Origin of the sequence: Sphingobacterium gobiense (genome assembly GCF_002980575.1) — a bacterium.
Taxonomy (GTDB): domain Bacteria; phylum Bacteroidota; class Bacteroidia; order Sphingobacteriales; family Sphingobacteriaceae; genus Sphingobacterium; species Sphingobacterium gobiense.
Map to the genome: position 1 here is coordinate 1314914 of NZ_PVBS01000002.1, position 20509 is coordinate 1335422.

The window sequence follows — 20509 nt, forward strand, 5'->3', positions numbered from 1 at the left end:
AAACATGAACATAGTAAAAACCATAGTTTTGGCCGGAGCAGCTACGTTAGGTGTTGCCTGTATGTCAACAAATTCACAGGTAACTAGCCAGAAGAATGAGGCCATTTTTAAGGAAGTCTATGCTGACCGGTTCTATGTCGGCGCAGCTTTGAACCTAGAACAGATTTGGGAACAGAATCCTATTGCTAGCAAAGTAGTCGAACAGCATTTTAACTCGATAGTAGCCGAAAACTGTATGAAAAGTATGTTTATGCAGCCTCGAGAAGACGAGTTTTATTTCAAGGATGCCGACCAGTTTGTAGCATATGGTGAGAAGCACGATATGCATATGGTAGGACATACCTTAATATGGCACTCCCAGGCGCCAAGATGGTTTTTTTCCGACAAAGAAGGAAAAGATGTTTCGCGGGACGTGTTGATTGAACGAATGCGAAATCATATCCATACCGTTGTATCACGTTATAAAGGACGTATTCATGGATGGGATGTCGTCAATGAGGCTATCTTAGACAACGGAGAATATAGAAAAAGTAAGTTTTACGATATTATCGGCGAGGATTTCATTCCGTTAGCTTTTCAATTTGCACACGAGGCCGATCCCGAAGCGGAACTCTATTATAATGATTACTCGACGGCTATCCCGGCTAAGCGTGCAGGTATTGTACGGTTAGCCAGAAAACTGCAGAAAGCGGGGATCAGAATTGATGGCTTAGGTATGCAGGAACATCACGGATTGACCCATGCTTCCCTAGAGGAAACAGAGAAAACCATAAATGATTTTGCGGATCTGGGGGTTAAGGTGATGGTTACGGAGATGGATATATCGGTCCTTCCGCATGCAAGAAGACATGTAGGAGCCGAATTGACCGACACGGCAGCCTATAGTAAGAGCTTAGATCCATATAAGGAAAATCTGCCGGAGGATAAGATGAATGAACTGGGAAATCGCTATGTCGATTTCTTTAAATTATATCTGAAGCATCAAGACAAAATCAGTCGGGTAACCTTGTGGGGAGTCGGAGACGCTGATTCCTGGAAAAATGACTGGCCAATCGAAGGACGTACAGACTATCCGTTGTTATTTGACCGCGACTATGAACCGAAGCCGTTCTTTAAGGACCTCATCGATTTAGCAAAATAACTTGATATACCGTTAATATGAAGACTTCTAGATATTTAGTTCAGCATGATTATATGGCAGATCCGTCTGCACACGTATTTGAGGATAAGATTTACATCTATCCCTCTCATGACCGGGAGAGCGGAGTAACCGAAAATGATAACGGCGATCATTTCGATATGCAGGACTACCACGTATTTTCGATGGATAGCGCTGAAGCAGATGTGATTGACCATGGTGTGGCACTTTCGGTAAAAGATATTCCTTGGGCAGGACGACAATTATGGGATGCTGATGTAGCCCATAAGAATGGCAGATATTATATGTATTTTCCGCTAAAAGATCAAAACGATATTTTCAGATTGGGGGTCGCTGTCAGTGATCGACCTGAAGGACCGTTTATTCCCCAACCACATCCAATAAAAGGTAGTTATAGCATCGATCCCTGTGCTTTTGAAGATAATGGAGAATATTACCTTTATTTCGGGGGAATATGGGGTGGACAATTACAGTTTTATCGAGAAAATAAGTTAACACCTCCTTGCCACTTGCCCCATTTTCATGAACCAGCGCTTTGTCCGAAGATCGCGAAGTTACAGGACAATATGCTGGAGTTTGCAGAGGAACCTCGCGACGTGCTTGTGCTGGATGAAGAGGGGAATCCGTTAAAGCAGGGTGATACCGAACGTCGCTTCTTTGAAGCTTCATGGGTACATAAATATCAGGGCAAATATTACTTTTCGTATTCCACCGGTGATACGCATTTGTTATGTTACGCCGTTGGTGATAATCCTTATGGTCCCTTTACATATCAGGGGGTTATATTAACGCCTGTCGTGGGATGGACCACGCACCATAGTATTGTAGAGTTTAAAGAGAAGTGGTTTTTATTTTATCACGACGCCGTGCCATCTGGTGGTAAAACCTGGTTGCGCAGCATGAAAATGATCGAACTGGAATACGATGAGGATGGTTCGATAAAGACAATAAAAGGACAGTAAAAGGAGAATCTGATGCTTATTATATCCCTAAAAAAACGCTTTTTATATCTATTTTTTATGTTGCCATCGTTGGTTAGTGCCGAGGACGGCAGCCAGCTATGGCTACGGTACGTCCCCGTAGAGGAACATATCGCCAAGCAGCGACAGATCAGTCTTGCCAATAACCATGAGTCTGCCCTATTGGCAAAACAGGAACTAAACAGATACTGGCGGGGGACTTCGATATCGATGCATTTAGACAAAAAAGCGAAAGCGCTTAAAGAAGGCTATCAGATTAAAAGCGATGTATCAGGTATACGGTTGACGGCTGCCGAGCCTATAGGTTTATTATACGGCGCTTTTCATTTGCTGCGTCTTCAAGGGGCGAAGGTGAATATGCAGAACTTGAATATCGAAGAAATTCCCGATTACGATATCCGTATACTGAACCACTGGGATAATCTGGATAGAACAGTCGAACGAGGCTATGCCGGCTATTCCTTATGGCGCTGGGACGAACTCCCCAACACGCTGTCTCCCCGATACGAGCAATATGCGCGTGCAAACGCCTCTATCGGTATCAACGCAACCGTGCTAAACAATGTGAACGCATCACCACAAATACTGACAAGTAATTATATACAAAAGGTGAAAGCTTTGGCCGATATCTTTCGTAAATATGGTATCAAAGTTTATCTGTCCGCTAATTTCTCTTCGCCGAAAGTATTGGATGGATTGTCAGACTCCGATCCTTCGCGCAAAGAAGTGCAAGATTGGTGGAAAACAAAAGTCAAAGAAATCTACCAACATATTCCCGATTTCGGAGGCTTTCTGGTAAAGGCTAATTCGGAAGGACAGCCGGGGCCACAGGATCACGGGCGTACCCATGCAGATGGAGCTAATATGCTGGCCGATGCCTTAAAACCCTATGGTGGTATAGTGATGTGGCGTGCATTCGTCTATAATCCGTCCGAGCAGGACCGTGCGAAGCAAGCTTATCAAGAGTTTGTACCGCTGGATGGGCAATTTCGGGATAATGTCATCATTCAGATCAAAAATGGGCCAATCGATTTTCAACCTCGTGAGCCCTTTACGCCACTTTTTGGTGCTATGAAGCATACGGCACAGATGATTGAATTCCAGATTACGCAGGAGTATCTGGGTTTCTCCAATCATCTGGCTTATCTCGCACCGCTTTTTAAAGAAACGTTGGATAGCGATACCTACGCGAGAGGTAAAGGTAGCACAGTGGCGTGTATTACGGATGGCAGTATCTTTTCCGCAAAGAGAACAGCTATTTCAGCAGTTGCAAATATAGGCGAAGATACCAACTGGACAGGGCATCATTTTGCACAGGCAAATTGGTACGCTTTCGGCCGATTGGCTTGGAATCATCAGCTATCGTCGGAAGAGATAGCAGACGAATGGATTTCTCAGACCTTTACAGATAACCGAGATTTCGCAAAACCTATCCGGCAGATGATGATGGATTCACGTGAAGCAGTGGTAGATTATATGATGCCCTTAGGCTTACATCATATTTTCGCCTTCGGTCACCATTACGGGCCAGAACCTTGGGGTGATGTGGAAGGAGGAAGACCAGATTGGATGCCGTGGTATTATCATAATGCGGATACGGTGGGGGTAGGGTTTGACCGCACAACAACGGGGAGCAATGCTGTGTCGCAATATAATGAACCGTTGCGGAGCACGTTTAATAGCATCGAAACCTGTCCCGAAAATCTATTATTGTGGTTCCATCATGTGCCGTGGACACACCGTATGAAAAATGGGCACAGCTTATGGGAGGAACTTTGTTTTCATTATGACCGAGGCGTACAGGAGGTACGGCAGTTTCAGAAAACATGGGATAAGCTCGAACAGTATGTCGACGAACAACGATTTAGCGAGATACAATCCAAACTGAAAGTTCAGGCAAAAGATGCGGTGTGGTGGAAAGACGCTTGCTTGTTGTATTTCCAGACTTTCTCCAAAACGCCTATTCCATACGAGCTGGAGCGACCCATACATGAATTAGAAGAATTAAAAAAAATAAAGCTGGATATGAAGCATCATAATTAATTGTTAACTTATATAAGCCTACAAGAATGAATAAATCTGTTTTTATGATTTTCTTGCTGCCTTTGCTATTGATAAGCTGTAAGAAAGATAATGAGACAAAGAATCCATCTATGGAGATTTCGACCAACGAAATTGCGCTGACGCATGGCGCCGGACGAGCGGAGCTCACGTTGCACTGGGGCTATTCGGAATGGGAATTGCAAATAGCAAAAGAGGGCTTTCTGTCGGATTTTACATTTAAACAGGGTGGGAGTTTAGCTCACGCGAGTGCAACCCGTATCCATTTCAATTATTCAGAGAACGCTACGGGCAAAGAACGCCAGCAAGAGTTGATATTCCGAAATCGAACCACCGGCATAGAGCAGGTAGTCAAAATCAGCCAATTGCCAAAGCCACCGATTGAACTAGCGGTCAATGTAGCTGTAAAATACCAAAACGTAAGTGGGTTTGGTGGCATGTTAAATCCGGCAATATGGCTAGGCAGTAATCAGCTAACAGAGAGGGATGTGGACCTTCTTTATGGAGAAAATGGTTTAGGGTTCAGTATGTTACGCATGATGATTTATCCTGATCCTGCAAATTGGGATAACGATTTGGCAATCGCAAAAAAAGCCCAATCTTTAGGCGTGCGTATTTTTGCTTCGCCTTGGACACCGCCCGCTCATATGAAGAGTAATAAACAGCAGGCTGGCGGAAATGGAGGTTTTCTTTTGCCGGAGTATTACCAAGACTACGTCAACCATTTAAATGCTTTTGTAGATTATATGGCAGGAAACGGTGTAACTATTGAGGCCGTCTCTATTCAAAATGAGCCCGACTGGGATCCAGATTACGATGCATGTGTATGGACGCCTGCTCAGATATTGACTTTTATGAGGGATTACGCGCAAGATATTAAAGTTAAAGTAATCGCAGCAGAAGCTGTCAATTTTAAAAAGGAGTATACGGATCCGGTTTTAAATGATCCTATCGCCGTTAACAATTTGGACATCGTCGGAACACATTTGTACGGTGGTGGAATCGGCGACTATCCTTTAGCAAGGCAGCATGGTAAAGAAATCTGGATGACGGAGCACTTGCATAATACCAACAGCCAGGACGACTGGTCATGGGATCAGGCGCTGATGGTTGGAGAAGAAATATATGGATGCATGGAAGCTAATTTTAATGCTTACATCTGGTGGTATCTGAAACGCTATTATAGCATGATCGGTGATGGACAGCAAGGAACTACCATCGGACAATTGCTACCCCGATCTACGATTATGGCGCATTATGCGCAATATGCTACGGGACGCCAACGCGTAGATATAGATAAAATAGTCGGTAATAATAACTTTGTGCTGACGGCTTATGAAGGGGAATATGACATTACGTTAGTGTTACAGAATAGCGCGGAAACTCACTTGGGGGTCATTCAATTCGATTTACCTGTTGAAGTATCCCAGGTAGAGGCAATCGAAAGTACAGAAGAAAGCACGATGGTGAATAAGAATGTCGCTTTATCAGAAAATAAAAAAGCTGTTGTCGTCAACGTAGGCGCGCAATCGATTATTTCCATCAAATTAATTAAATAAATATGTTTTATCTACGTTTTTTATGCTTATTTACCGTTGTTTTAGCCGGAAAATTAACCGCAAAGGAAGTGCCTATGGATAGTCCGGATAAAAGCGTATCGGTCTCCTGTTCCATAGACCATGGACAACTGATTTACACCGTTACTTACAAAGGGAAAGTAATCTTGGAAAAGTCACCTTTAGGTCTAGAAACGAATGAAGGTGATTTTACGACTAATTTGCAGATAGTTGCCGTAAATACAGATAAAATTGAAAAAGAATATAAACAGGATCGAATCAAAACTTCACATGCAACCTACCAAGCAAATGTTTTGACCTTAACCGTGGAGAATACCGACAAAAAGAGGATGTCGGTGGTGTTTCAGGTAAGTAATAATGATATCGCTTTTCGGTATGAACTTCCTATATGGGGAGAACGGCGGAGCGTCGTGATAGAAAAGGAAATAACAGGTTACCGGTTTCCTGAGCATACGACATCATTTTTGTCGAATATGATGACACCGATGACGGGGTTTGCCCGGACAGCACCCAGTTATGAAAGTGGTTATATTGCAGATGCACCGCTTACTAAAGCTAAAAGTGAATATGGATTTGTTTTTCCTGCGTTATTTAGCGTTGGTGATCATGGGTGGGCGCTGCTTTCCGAAACCGGCGTGAATAGCCAGTATTGCGCATCGCACCTTAGCGAAATATCAGAAAATGGTGTTTTCCATGTCGCTTATCCACATATGGCGCAGAACAACGGTTTCGGCAGCACCGCAGCAGCATTAGGTTTGCCGGGTGTCACGCCCTGGCGAACCATTACAGTGGGCAGCGATTTACGACCGATCGTAGAAACGACGATACCGTTTGACGTAGTAGAGCCCCTATATGAAGCCTCCCAGGAATACAAATTCGGTAAATCAACTTGGAGCTGGATCGTGTGGCAAGATCAGAGTATGAACTGGGATGATCAGGTGACGTTTATTGATTTAGCATCCGATATGGGATATCCCTATATTTTAGTTGATGCGCTTTGGGATGAAAATATTGGGTACGATCGCATGAAAGATTTAGTTGATTACGCCCAATCGAAAAATGTTGATGTGTTGTTGTGGTACAATTCCAACGGTGCGTCTAACGATGCACCGCAAGGGCCCCGGAATAAAATGAATACATCGATAGCGCGCAAGAAAGAGATGAAATGGTTACAGGAAATCGGCGTCAAAGGACTCAAAGTTGATTTTTTTGGAGGCGATAAGCAGGAGACCATGCGCCTGTACGAAGACATTCTTTCGGATGCAAATGATTATGGCTTAATGGTCTTCTTTCACGGGGCCACTTTACCGCGTGGATGGGAACGGATGTATCCGAATTATGTAGGCAGTGAAGCGGTATTAGCGTCTGAAATGTTGATCTTTTCGCAACATATCCGCGCTAATGAAGCGTTTTACGCTACGCTACATCCTTTTATGAGGAATACGGTAGGCAGTATGGAGTTCGGCGGCGTTTTGCTGAATAAATACCTAACAAAAGAGAACAAGGATAGAAATGAGCGTTTAACAACGGATGCTTTTCAGTTAGCTACCGCTGTTTTGTTTCAGAATCCCATTCAACCGTTCGCGTTGACCCCTAACAACTTAACCGATGTGCCAGCTTTCGAGATTGACTTTATGAAAAAAGTACCGACCACATGGGATGAAACAAAATTTATAACAGGTTATCCCGGAAAGCATGTTGTCATTGCCAGGCGTCATGCGGATCAATGGTATATCAGTGGAGTAAATGCAGAAGAAAACGCGGTGAAATTGACAATAGATGTGTCCATGATGGGACGAGAGGAAGTGTCGTTGATTATGGATAAAGCGGATGGTACGACGTACCAATCCAACGTTAAACCGAATAAAAAGGGAGAAATCGAGGTAAACATGCAACCCCAGGGAGGAATTGTGATCTTTTAATCGGGGATATTTTTAAGGTTAAAGTATAAAGAAAGATGAAAATGAAACAGCGTAGGATGAAGTATAAGTGGAATACATGGCTGAGTTTACTGGCATTAACATTGATGTCGTCTTGTCAGCAGAATAGCGGAGATCGGAAAGATACTATTGTTGCGGGCCGCGAGCCGGTATTCCAAAATTTTGAATATGTGGGCAACGATAAGATATATGCAGAACAGCCCTTACCTGACGGGCACTTTTACAATCCTATTCTCCAAGGTTGTTATCCAGATCCTAGTATTACCCGCAAGGGAGATGATTATTACCTGGTCGTATCTTCCTTTGTTATGTTTCCGGGTGTACCCATCTTCCATTCCAAGGATCTGGTGAACTGGAAGCAAATTGGACATGTGCTGGATAGAGAGTCGCAGCTAAAGGTCGAAACGGCAGGCATCAGTGCCGGCATTTATGCTCCGGATATCATGTACAATCCACATAACGATACGTTTTATATGATTACGACGCAAATTGCGTCTGGAATTGGCAATATGGTGGTAAAGACAAAAGACCCATTGCAGGGCAATTGGTCGGATCCTATTAAGCTCAATTTCGGTGGAATTGATCCAGCACTGTTCTTTGATGATGACGGTAAGGCCTATGTGATCCATAATGATGCACCCGATGAAGGAAAAGCACTATACGAAGGGCATCGTGTGATTAAGGTGTGGGAGTATGATGTGGAGAATGACCAGGTTATTGCGGGTACCGACAAGATTATCGTGGACGGTGGTGTGGATATTGCCCAAAAACCGATATGGATTGAGGCGCCTCATATCTATAAAAGGCATAATAAGTATTATTTGATGTGTGCGGAAGGCGGAACAGGAGGGAACCATAGCGAAGTAATCTTTGTGAGCGACAGCCCCCACGGTCCTTATAAACCTGCTACCACGAACCCTATTCTGTCGCAGCGGCATTTGGATAAGAGCAGACCAAATCCCGTAGAATGGGCTGGTCATGCGGATCTTGTCGAGACTCCCGATGGGGAATGGTACGGTGTATTTCTGGCCGTGCGGCCGAATGAGAAAAACCGGGTAAATACAGGTCGGGAAACCTTTATCTTGCCCGTCGATTGGTCGGGCGAATGGCCCGTATTCGAGGGCGGAATGGAGCCGCTCAAACCATCAATTCAGATGCCACAGGGTGCAGAAAATAAAATGAATACGGACGACTTTTTCCCGAATGGTAATTTTACGTTCATCGATAAATTTGAAGGAAAGGGTTTGGACGATCGTTGGATAGCTTTGCGTGGACCTCGTGAGAAATTTGTTCAGGAGAGCAAGGATGGACTTGTTATCAAACCGTTTGATGTGAATATTAAAGTACAGCAACCTATTTCAACCTTATTTTATCGCCAACAGCACGCTACTTTTTCCGCATTCGTAGATATGCATTATAAACCGGAAACAGAAGGAGATTTGGCGGGGTTAGCTTGTGTACAAAGTGAGGCGTTTAATTATGTATTTGGCATAACCAAATCAGGGGAGGATTATTCTATTGTTTTAGAACGGACGGAGAAGGGGGAATCGTCTATTGTTGCACAGGCAAAATTAGCTGAACTCGGAAAAATCTCGTTGAAGGTGGAAGCCCAGGGAGATGATTATCAATTTGCCTACGCGCTCGATAGTGGCAATTTTGAAAACTTAGGTGGCATCGTATCAGGCGACATCCTTTCGACAGATGTAGCGGGCGGGTTTACAGGCGCTATGATCGGGCTGTATGCGACATCGGCAAATGACATACATATCAATTAGTTTAGTTTTGTTGCGTGAACGGTTGCCCCAGTCCGCGGGGCACCGTTTATTAAAACCATAAAATATGATCAATCGAAATAAAACCGCGATCCTCTTGCTGACTGTTGGTCTAAGCAGTGCAGCTATTGCCCAAGATAAACTATATTCCCATACGTTCGCACTAGGCGACGTCAAATTATTGGAAAGCCCTTTTCTACATGCGCAAAACTTGAATGTAGAAACATTGTTGGAATATGATGTTGATCGTCTTTTGGCTCCCTTTCTAAAAGAAGCGGGATTAGAACCGAAAGCGCCTAGTTTTTCGAATTGGATAGATCTGGATGGCCATGTCGGTGGACATTATCTTTCCGCAATGGCTATACACTTTGCGTCTACCGGTGATCGGCGCTGTAAAGAGCGCATGGATTATATGTTAGCCGAATTAAAGCGTTGCCAGGATAAGAACGGTGATGGCTACTTGGGTGGTGTGCCTAACGGTGAAAACCTTTGGAAAGAAGTTAAAAAAGGAAACGTAGGCGAGGTTTGGAAATATTGGGTGCCTTGGTATAACCTGCATAAAACGTATGCTGGCTTACGTGATGCATGGCTTTACGGGAACAATGAAGAAGCCAAAGTGATGTTTATCAAGTTGAGTGATTGGGGAGTAAATCTCATAGCTGCATTAAGCGATGAACAAATGGAGTCGATGTTGGCCAATGAGTTTGGTGGAATGAATGAAGTGTACGCAGATGCTTATCAAATAACAGGTGATAAGCGCTACCTTACGACAGCGAAGCGTTTTTCACATAAACTGGTTTTCGATTCGGTATCAAATCGCGTGGATAACTTGGACAATATGCATGCGAATACGCAGGTACCCAAAGCGGTCGGTTATCAGCGCGTCGCAGAGCTGACATATGAGCAGGATTATACAACAGCGGCAGATTTCTTTTGGGAGACCGTATCCCTGAACCGCTCTCTTTCGTTAGGGGGAAATAGTCGCAGGGAGCATTTCCCTTCGGAGCAGGATTTCTTGAGTTATATGGAAGAGCGGGAAGGCCCAGAATCCTGCAACACCAATAATATGTTGAAACTAGCTGGAGGCTTGTTTCGCATGAAACCGGACGCGAAATATATGGACTTCTATGAGAAAGCGCTGTACAACCATATTTTATCCACACAGCATCCGGAGCATGGCGGCTATGTTTATTTTACGTCGGCACGGCCGGCGCACTACCGTGTCTATTCGCAGGTAAACAGTGCGATGTGGTGTTGTGTAGGTACGGGAATGGAAAATCACGGAAAGTATGGAGAGATGATCTATACACACGACGGAGATGCCTTGTATATTAATCTTTTTGTAGCCTCCGAATTGGACTGGAAAGAAAAAGGAATAAAGTTAACACAGCACACCGATTTTCCGGTGTCTGGTAAGAGCACGTTAACCATTGATAAAATTAACGCGTCGGATGCTAAACTCCTTATCCGGTATCCAAATTGGGTGCCGCCTGGAAAAATGAAGGTAATGATGGACGGAAAAGACTATGCGACATCGTATCAACCGGGTTCCTATATTGTGATCGATCGGACATGGCGGAAGGGAGATAAGATAGAAATTGACATGTCCATGGAATTTCATGTGGAAGAACTACGGCATCATCCGCAATATATTTCACTATTCAGAGGACCTATTTTAATGGGAAGTAAAGTAGGTAACGACGATCTGCAGGGATTAGTAGCGGATGACCATCGCTGGGGGCATATTGCACATGGATCTTTGGTGTCGCTTTTTGATACACCTGCCCTTATTGGCGAACGTACGGAACTAATCAAAAGCTTAAACCAAGCGCGTCCCACATACAACAAACCGCTGCATTTTGAGGTGCCGTCAGCGTTTGTCGAGGAACGCCATGGTCAACTCACCTTACAGCCTTTTTATGAAATCCATGATAGCCGTTATATGATGTACTGGCTGGCGATGACAGGGGAGGAGTTTAAGGAACTGCAGACGGAGAAAAAAGAGGAGGAGCGCTTAAAGTTGGAATTGGATAAACGTACCGTTGATGCGGTAAAACTTGGCGAGCAACAGCCTGAGGCGGATCATCGGTTTAAAGACGAGAAATCCTCTCGTGGTGTGCATAACGGCCAGTCTTGGCGGGATGCTGAAAATGGTGGTTATTTCTCTTTTGAATTGCAAACTGCCAAAAAGGAAGACCTATCGCTATTGATTACCTATTGGGGGTACGAATCTGGAAATCGTGATTTCGATATTCTTGTAGATGGGGAACTGTTGGCAACAGAAAAGCTGGGTGGAAAATGGAATCAAAGTAAGTTCTTCGATGTTAGTTATGAGATACCGAAAGCGTACTTGAAAGATGCAGCGTTTGTTACAGTGAAGTTTGTTCCTCATAATGGACATCGGGCTGGGCGGGTGTTTCGGGTGAGGTTGGTGGAAGATTGATTTGTTCGCAACGAGCTGTTAAAACAAAGAGGCACTGCATATTGCAGTGCCTCTTTGTTTCTAGATGTAATGCTTACTTGCAATATTTCCGAAAGCGCTGTTATTTTCGATTGTAATGATAATCCAACCATACATCGGCGTAATGGTTTCCTAATTTGCGATATCCGGCCGAACTGAAGTGTATGTCGTCGGGAGCAGCTTCGCAATATTTGGAAGAAACGATATACGCGTTTGGAATGGTCTGTGGTAAGGTATTAATGATTTCATTCATGCTGGCACATTTTCCTCCTTGCCGCGCAGATAGCATTTCCCCCGCAAGAAGAGGTGTTTCGTTAGCCGGGAGATCTAGATCATTTAACAGATTGGTGTAAACCTTGTTAACCTTATTAGGCCAGTCTTGGTCGCCGGTATTGCTTTCTCCTTGATGTAAGAGAATTCCCTTGATGACACCTTTCTGCTGTCCTATTTTCGCCATTTCAACCAATCTTTTGTAAGGATTGTTGTCGTACAAAGCGAGTTTGCTCTTCATCCAGCCCGGTGCTCTTTCCACGTAGGCGGCGGTGCTATCTTGATCGAATAGCTGAATGTGGCAACCGCCGATGGCCACGTGGATTAACGCTACGGTAATACTATCTGGTAAATTTTGGACAAGGGCTTTGCCGAATTGCTCAGCAGGACTGACACCGGTATTGCAATGGCAAAGAGGTGACTTCGCTTCATACCAATGGCCCTTCTGCCGGTCAAGGTTGGGACAATCGACAGCTTGTAAATGGAGTAGCCGAGCGTTCGTTATGGTATCCTGTGCTTCGATTTTTCCGGTACCTTCCATGTTGGATTGTCCAAAACATAAAAAGACATAGACGTTTTTGTCTTGGGCATAGGTTAAAGATATATGTAGGCTCAATAGCAATACCGTGCCTATAAAAAATTGTAAGATTCGCGTGTTAAACATGATGTCTTGTTTTTTGCTAGCTAAATGTACTCATAAAATTTTATTTGGAAATAACTAGAGAGTTGAGAACGTTAATTAATAATGAACTAATAATAACGCTTTTCCTAGCTAAAAAAGGGATCTACTGTTTGCGCGAGTAGATCCCTAACCCAAAAAAACCAATTAATTTAGGTCATTGTTATTTTTGCTGTTCCAATGCTTCAACAACACCTACATAAGCAGGTTTACGTTGAAAACCTCCGCTATTTGTCCAAAGACCTACTGGTTGATTTGGTCTCCAAGTCGCATTGTTAGGACGATCCACCGGGCTACGGAATATAATGCCTGCTCGTTGAGCTGCTGGAACTATTTGATAATACATTTGTACAAACCATTTATACATCGCAGCTTGTTGCTCATATAGGGCAGTTGTTGCTTGATTAATCGTTGTCTCTGTGCCGATATCAAACGATATCTTTATCAATTTACCCGTTTCGGATAGCTGTTGTACGGCAGATTCGATTTTTTCCTTATTATCACCGACATTTAAGGATAATTCGGCCACGATACCATCGACTGGCGTTCCCTTATCTTCGGTATAAGCAATAAGATCTACTAAACCTTGAATCTTAGCAGGATTATTGACTAAATTTGTTTCCGTAAAGAATATCTGATCACTTGCGTTGGCATATTGCTTAATCATACCGATGGCAATGCTGGCGTAATCTTTTCCGAGATAGTCTTGCCAATAGAACGTGTTGGTAGGTAACTCGGCTACACCAATGCCGCTGCGTAATTCAGAAGGGTTTTCTTCATCCATAGGCTGATATACAACGCTCCAAGAGTTAACTTTGTCTTTACCGGTGGTGCCGATGGCTGCGATCCATTTATCAAGTTCACCCGTAAATATCTCCGCTTTTTCTTCTGGAGTTTTGATAATTGTTCCGCCTACTTTTTCCCATTGCATGGAGATATTGTCTATCAGATAATCTGCAGCTCCTGTGGCCGAGCCAATAGTCAATACAAAACTGGTGAGCTGTTTTTGCGCATCACTGAGATTTAGGTTAGCAATCGGTAAAATAATGCCGTTTCTGAACCATTGACCATCTGGAGCGCCATAACTGGCGGGACTTCCATAGTTAATCAAAGAAACCGACCCTATAGAACTACTGATCGCCATACGCATACCAGCTCCATATAAGCCACAACAGCCTGCACCTTTAAAATCGATCGTCACAGATTTAGAATCACCTAATGTAATCCCTTCAGGTAAGGTGATTTCAAACTGGGGAAAGGTTTGAGGGCCTAGCACATGTAACGTCTTACCACTCTTTCCGTCCGGATCGTTTTTCACGCTTGTGCTTCCTGAACCGATGACGGGATAAGATGCACCCAATTCGTCCTCTTCAAAATTCAGTAACATTTCTGTTCCTGATTCTCCGGGAATAATAATATCGGCAACTAAAGCGTTCAAATAAGCCGATGCTTGATTTTCATGCCAGACCAAATGCCCCATATGGGTGGACATCTCGGTGGTTGCATGCGTTTCCAGAGCTGCGCTCACATTATTGTTTAAGACGATCGACCCGTCTTCTTGGACAGCGTTCACGTGTCTCAAATCTGTGGTTAAACTGACCTCATCAAAATGTTGCTGCATCAACCGATAGAAAACGTTGTTGCTCGCCAGATCGGCTAAAGAAAGCTCGACACCCAATTTAAAATGCGGTTGACCGTCATAATTGGCGTAAGTTTTGAGCTCGTTGTAGGCATCCCGTTCTTCTTGGTCAATTAAACTTTGAGGTCTGTCAGCAAAGAAATCACGGGTTTCAAATTCGGCACAACTACCGAGCAGGGTAGAGGCTGCTAAGCAAATAGCAAGCCTCTTATTCCATTTCGTATTACTTTTCATAATTTGTCTTTTTTGAAGTTAACGCACTACAGGGGTAATATACTCTGGCGACACCGCACGGTCACGCATGACGAGCGTATCTTTGCTAGCGATATTGCCGCTGATGATTCTCGTATTATCGCTACTACCCACGGAGATATTACTATACGTTACTTGATAATCTAAATACAAGGCATCACGATCTTTATTACCCCAACTGTTTTTCTCTCCTTTCGTGACGAAAGAACCTGTCCCTGTCGCGGTATAACCCGTCGTGTTCGTTGAAATCGTGCACTTTCCTTCCTGATCGAAATCTAATAATAACGTACAGGAAAAAATATTGCCTCCTTCCGCGTCCCTAAATTGTACCGGAAAAGCGGTGGAATGAAGCGAGCGGGTATTTAACTTGTTGAGTTCGTCATTTTCCACGTATGCTGCACGACGCGTAACATCGCGAACAACATCGCCCGTCATGGCATCTGTACCGCGACGTAGATAATTGCCATGCCATTGGTTGATATACTTGAGGGTATAGAGTACGAAGTCTTTCGTTGATAGAATGGAGTCGGCATGCTGTACATTTTTCATCTTCAACGGTAGCGCATAAGTATTTGTTATAGCTGAAGGATCTGCGAAAAAAGCATCCGTTAATTGGATTTGAACACCACCCATGATGTTTCCAGGAGAAATAGTGATTTGGTCTGATGCCAAACTGTAATAGTTCGCTGGAAGGGGTTCAATTTTCGGTCCGTTATTCGGAAAATATAGATCGTCTAGTAATGTATTGTCTACTTCTACATCAATAATAACATTTTCGGTGTTATTCCGTGTTCCACCGAGGGTCGCCTTTATTTCTACCTTATGTTCTTTGTCTAGCGTATTGTCTACGTTCATATCTTCGCCCAGCACCACCGTGCGAACGGGGTATTGGTTAGCAAAATAGACCGTTTGGTAATCGAAATCCGGTAAGTCAAGGGTGTTGTTTTTGCAGCCGCTCACCATTCCAAAAACAATCACTAAACCTATTAAAATTTTATTTCTTTTCATTTCTTCTAAAATTAAATTAACCTTTACGTTATTCCCAACCGGCGTTTTGTACTAGGTTGTTGTATTTGAGTATCTCGGAAAATGGGATGGGACCGTAATACATGTGGTTTTGATAGGATCGTACCTCCACAGTCGTCGGTGTATAATTCGTTCCGTTTACATCTAAGCCACGAGCGGTTTCTGTCAAACCGAGCTTCCAGCGGCGAAGATCCCAAAAACGGAAACTCTCAAAACACAGTTCTAATCGGCGTTCATTTCGAATTAATTCCCGCATCTTTTCTTTATCAGCTTTACACTCCTCTAAATAGGGATCATTATTACTCGTCCCTACACCAGCTCTTTGACGTATGGCTTTGATAACGTCGTATGCGGAAAACGAATGGGTTCCGGTGCCCGTTGGACCCCATGCTTCGTTCGCTGCTTCCGCGTAAGATAAATACATTTCTGTATATCGAATACGTGGCGTGTAACGGTTTCTCCCCACGATATTGCCCGGTGTTCTATTGACATCCATCCGCAACCCTTTCTTCATATAGTAACCGGTCCTGGTAGACGTTGCCAGTTTATTCAATCCATCGTCAGTGGCGGAAGCACTCCCCGTATAGATAGCGGCATTTGTAACACCTGCTGTACTACCGTTGTAGATGATATAATAACTCAGGCGAGGATCGCGCCCGGAATAAGGATTGTCCGCGTTATAGGTGCTATTTGGATGATCGATAGGATATCCGTCGGCCATCGGAAACGCATCTACTAAATTTTGTGTCGGGTTTGTTAAACCTTCGCCATATAATGATGGAGGAAAATTTTGAGCCTCGCGATCACCATTGTTTGCTTGGATGTTTTCTCGCCAGATCATTTCGGGTGGATTGTTACCATCACTTAAACCATCTATTTCATTGACATTATTGTAAAAAGTCAGCCCATTAGCAGGCAAAGCATCAACACCACCCTTATACTGAATAATTGCTGCCGCTGCATTGGCGGCGTCTTCCCAGGTCACCGGATTAGACGAATGCTGAAAGGCCGGACTAGCAGCTAACAAGGCTGTTCTTGCTCGAAAAGATTTAGCGATAAGTCCATTAAAAAGCTGACGACTGTATCTACCCATAACGCGGTTATAAGTGGAGGCGTTCTGTGTTATCGAAGTGAACCGTTCGGGTATTTGAGAAGCATTACTGATATCATCGTACTCTAGGGGCAAAAACCGTTCGGCACTGTCTAGATCATGGTATATCTGATCTAAGCAGGCTGCGAAAGTAGCGCGAGGCGTATTGAAATCCGCGGTGGCGGGTAAGAATTCGCTCACAATAGGAACGCCCAGTAGTTGTCCATCCGGCGTGAAACCAGCGTGATTACGTAACAGGAAGTACATATATAATGCTCGTAGACCGTACGCCTCTCCTCGCAATCGCATGTTAAAAAGTGCAGTCGCTTCTTCGTCTTCCGCCCACTTTATTTCATGTGAATTTTCCAAAAATTGGTGAAGATATAATAAGGTGGCATAGGATTGGTTCCAAACACTTAATGGATTGTTGGCAGCGCTCCAAGAGCCGGTAGCCATTTGCAGAAAGGAATTTGTACGTTGATTAGTAACGGCATCGTCTGTAGCAAAATCGCTATTATTGTAATAACCAGGAATGGCTCTATACGCAGTCGTTACAAAACCCTGTGCAAAATGTGTATCAACATGCATTTGCTCAGCATTTCTTATATTTTCGGGATCGGGTTCTAACCACTTTTCACAGCTACTTAACGTTGCAGCGATGATACCGATCATGAATAACTTCGTTTTCATATTATAATACGTTTGATTAGATTTAAAAGAAAGCTTTAACTCCTACGTTATAAAACCGCATTTGCGGCGCACTTCCAAAGCCGGTTTCCATCATTTTTCGCTCTTTTGAAATAACGAGTAGGTTATCCCCGTTTACATAAACGCTCATGCGGTTGACAACCGACGAATTTTGAAATAGATGTTCGTCGAAGTCGTAGGTAAACTGTACACGGTTTAGATTAAAACGATTGTTTTTGTACATCCAAAAAGTGGAATTTTGGAAATTATTATTATTGCCGGTTGTGGTTAAACGTGGATAAGTCGCCGTACTTGCCGTTTCTTCCGTCCAACGACCCAAAACGGGTTCAGCGTATTTACTTAATCCTCTTACCCAATAGTAGGCGTTGTTTTTAAAGCCAATACTTCCGGCGTGTCCTGACCCTAGTGCAAAAAACGTTAGGTTTTTCCACTTTAGGGTTATGTTCAATCCGTAACTAAACGGATTGACGGCCCCACCATTATGTCCCAGATCAACCTGATCTCTACTATCGATCAGACCGTCTTCATTGATATCCCGGTATTTGATGTCACCAGGTTTCAAGTCTCCGCCAAAAGTTTGTCGGGCATGGTTTTCGATTTCGGATTGGTTCTGGAAAAATCCTTCTGCAATATATCCCCAAGAAGCGTCTAATGGTCTCCCTGTCCGATACTGATACTCATTTTCGTATACCTCGTCTCTCTTTGTTGCTCTGGAGTTGTAGATCATCCCCGCGAAGCCTAGAGAATACTCTACATTACCAATTTTATCGTTGAGATTTAAAGACAAGTCAGCTCCAGTACGCATATCGTTGTTGAAATTAAGCCAAGGCCGGAAATCTCCATTGCCCAAAAAATAAGATGGAAAAACTGTAGCGTCTCCTCGAGTAAGCAAACCGTTGGTGTATTGTCTGAAATAGTTGGCATTTAATTGGATGCGGTTATTTAAAAGCGATGCATCTAAACCAATTCTGAACTCTTTGCGCTCCACAAAGGTTAGGTTCGGGTTAGCCCCACGACCAGAGAGAACAGTGGCACCACCACCACCCGTGGTGCCTCCGTCTCGCCATTGATACCATGCACCCAAAGCACCTTCCGCAGTGCTATTGCCATAATTTTCGCGGTAAAGGTAATAGCCGGTGATATCCAAGTCCTGTTTTAAAGAAGCATAAGAAGCGGTTAATTTGAGATCATCTACGAATGATATTTGGTTTTTAAAAAAATCTTCTTCGCTGATTCGCCAACCGAGTGTCGCACTGGGTGAAAGGGCTCTTCGGTTGTCGTTGGACAGTTTGGCGGAATGAACAACAGATCCCGTAAAATCGATATAGTACCGTTGTTTGTAATTGTAACCGGCATGGATACCGAGATTGGTATTTCGAAAAGGCTGGTAGTCGCTTCCACCCTGATTGGTATCGACGTCACTAGAGAACTGACGCATATAACCCCATCCTAATAAGGTACCGGTCACGTTATGATGTTGATTGAAGGTGCGTTGATAACTGAATTGAGATGTGAGTGACATCGTCTGATAATATAATGAGGTACCGATGAACTCATTGGTACTGTTCCCATCATTACCAAATTTAGTCAGCGAGGTAATCATTTCTTGACCATCGACCATTTGCCAGTGAGGTTGATACGTAGCGTAGGGTACATTATATCCTTCGGTGTAACGCGTCGTATAATCCATGCTGTAACGGGTGCTGAAACTTAGACCCGGTGTGATGCTGCTCAAATCTGCTTCCGCACCGACATTGAACATAAAAGTTCGATTTCTGTTCTTAATGTAGCCGGATGCGATCATTTGCGAAAGATCATTTGTCTGCATATTGGATAATCCGCCTAACAAGTATTTGCCATCAATAATGTGATTACTGTTTTGAACGATAGCTTGGAGATCAGGATTGGTAAGATCTAACCGATCTATAGGAACAAAAGGATGAAATCCATCGTGATTAGGGCGGATATTTGCCGTGGCACCCCAGAAGTTACCTCTAGCATAGTTGTTATCTGCTATGATAGCGACGGCATCTGTGGAAGCTTTTAGCCAACTCGTAAGGTTCATGTCCACGTTCGTACGGATGTTGAAGGTGAGGTCTTTGTTATTGTTGCCTTCTCCAACTTTAAGGATATCATTGAAGTGAGACATCCCAATGTTGGTATAATAACGGGCGCGCTCATTCCCGCCTGAGATTTCCGTTGTTATATCAGATCTAGACGAATATTTTTTTAAATATTCGTCCGAGAAAAAATTAAGATCCGGATACCGATAAGGGTTTGACCCTACCGTCGTATTATAGATCGCTTCGGGCGTATACCGCTCTGCAATACCGTCATTGCGTGAGGCTTCATTGTAAAGCGTCATGTATTCTGCCGCACTTAGATACGTAGGATAGCGCTTCGGAACTAATATTCCGGTGTTAGCTCGGACGTCAATGCTGAGCGGTTTGATCGATCCCCGGCGTGTATTGATCAGTATAGCACCTTTGGAACCCGCACTCCCATATAAAGCAACGCTGCTCGCATCCTTTAATACGGTGATGGATTCTATCTCGACCATCCGGACATCTTCTGCACGGCGTGGTATTCCATCGATTAAAATAAGCGGTGACTGTCCCCAGATATTCCCGCTATATCCGCTCACGAAACTTTCTAAATTGTCTAAGCTATAGGTGCTATAGTTTTTGTCTATCAGGGAAGAAACATCCACAGAAGTGACGGCACCTAACACGTCTCTTTCGTTGATTTTCCCGAATGCCACATGGATGGAACTGTCTGGTTTCGTCTGTGACCTATTTTCTACAACTTCTTGTGCCTGTAATCCAACCGTCGTTAAAGAGAGTGAAATAAAGACACAACAAGCTTTTATATGTTTTTTCATCATTTTAGCTAGAA

Annotated in this window: 12 protein-coding genes; 7 read left to right on the forward strand and 5 right to left on the reverse strand. The window is 43.7% G+C overall.

The window, feature by feature from the left end; translation table 11 throughout:
* The first annotated feature begins 4 nt into the window (after positions 1 to 4).
* From C5749_RS14325 to C5749_RS14355, 7 genes are all read left to right on the forward strand, one after another.
* Positions 5 to 1141, forward strand: coding sequence for an endo-1,4-beta-xylanase (locus C5749_RS14325; RefSeq protein WP_105726828.1), 1137 nt, complete (start codon positions 5 to 7; stop codon positions 1139 to 1141).
* 17 nt (positions 1142 to 1158) lie between these two features.
* Entirely contained in the window at positions 1159 to 2121 is a 963-nt protein-coding gene (locus tag C5749_RS14330) for a glycoside hydrolase family 43 protein (RefSeq protein ID WP_105726829.1), read from the forward strand.
* 12 nt (positions 2122 to 2133) lie between these two features.
* The gene (locus C5749_RS14335) at positions 2134 to 4182 is read left to right on the forward strand and encodes an alpha-glucuronidase (RefSeq protein WP_219847986.1); all 2049 of its coding nucleotides are present in this window, start codon (positions 2134 to 2136) and stop codon (positions 4180 to 4182) included.
* Positions 4183 to 4208: 26 nt separating this feature from the next.
* Positions 4209 to 5759 carry a glycoside hydrolase gene (locus tag C5749_RS14340; RefSeq protein WP_105726830.1) on the forward strand — a complete coding sequence of 517 codons (1551 nt, stop codon included), beginning with the start codon at positions 4209 to 4211 and terminating at the stop codon, positions 5757 to 5759.
* A 2-nt stretch (positions 5760 to 5761) separates the two neighbouring features.
* The gene (locus tag C5749_RS14345) at positions 5762 to 7699 is read left to right on the forward strand and encodes a glycoside hydrolase family 97 protein (RefSeq protein ID WP_105726831.1); all 1938 of its coding nucleotides are present in this window, start codon (positions 5762 to 5764) and stop codon (positions 7697 to 7699) included.
* A gap of 35 nt (positions 7700 to 7734) precedes the next feature.
* Positions 7735 to 9492 (forward strand): glycoside hydrolase family 43 protein, encoded by a 1758-nt coding sequence (locus tag C5749_RS14350; protein WP_245893786.1) that lies wholly within the window; start codon positions 7735 to 7737, stop codon positions 9490 to 9492.
* 64 nt (positions 9493 to 9556) lie between these two features.
* A complete protein-coding gene (locus tag C5749_RS14355) occupies positions 9557 to 11932 on the forward strand; it encodes a glycoside hydrolase family 127 protein (RefSeq protein WP_105726832.1) in 2376 nt (791 codons plus the stop codon).
* Between the two features lie 100 nt (positions 11933 to 12032).
* On the opposite strand, the gene C5749_RS14360 is transcribed toward C5749_RS14355, so the two are convergent.
* The 5 genes from C5749_RS14360 to C5749_RS14380 form a co-directional block, all read right to left on the reverse strand.
* A complete protein-coding gene (locus C5749_RS14360) occupies positions 12033 to 12884 on the reverse strand; it encodes a sialate O-acetylesterase (protein WP_105726833.1) in 852 nt (283 codons plus the stop codon).
* A gap of 178 nt (positions 12885 to 13062) precedes the next feature.
* On the reverse strand, positions 13063 to 14772 hold the full coding sequence (locus C5749_RS14365) for an endo-1,4-beta-xylanase (protein ID WP_105726834.1): 1710 nt from the start codon (positions 14770 to 14772) through the stop codon (positions 13063 to 13065).
* Positions 14773 to 14790: 18 nt separating this feature from the next.
* Positions 14791 to 15798 (reverse strand): DUF5627 domain-containing protein, encoded by a 1008-nt coding sequence (locus C5749_RS14370; RefSeq protein WP_105726835.1) that lies wholly within the window; start codon positions 15796 to 15798, stop codon positions 14791 to 14793.
* Between the two features lie 28 nt (positions 15799 to 15826).
* On the reverse strand, positions 15827 to 17596 hold the full coding sequence (locus C5749_RS14375; protein WP_105726836.1) for a RagB/SusD family nutrient uptake outer membrane protein: 1770 nt from the start codon (positions 17594 to 17596) through the stop codon (positions 15827 to 15829).
* 22 nt (positions 17597 to 17618) lie between these two features.
* A complete protein-coding gene (locus C5749_RS14380; protein ID WP_105726837.1) occupies positions 17619 to 20498 on the reverse strand; it encodes a SusC/RagA family TonB-linked outer membrane protein in 2880 nt (959 codons plus the stop codon).
* Positions 20499 to 20509 lie beyond the last annotated feature (11 nt).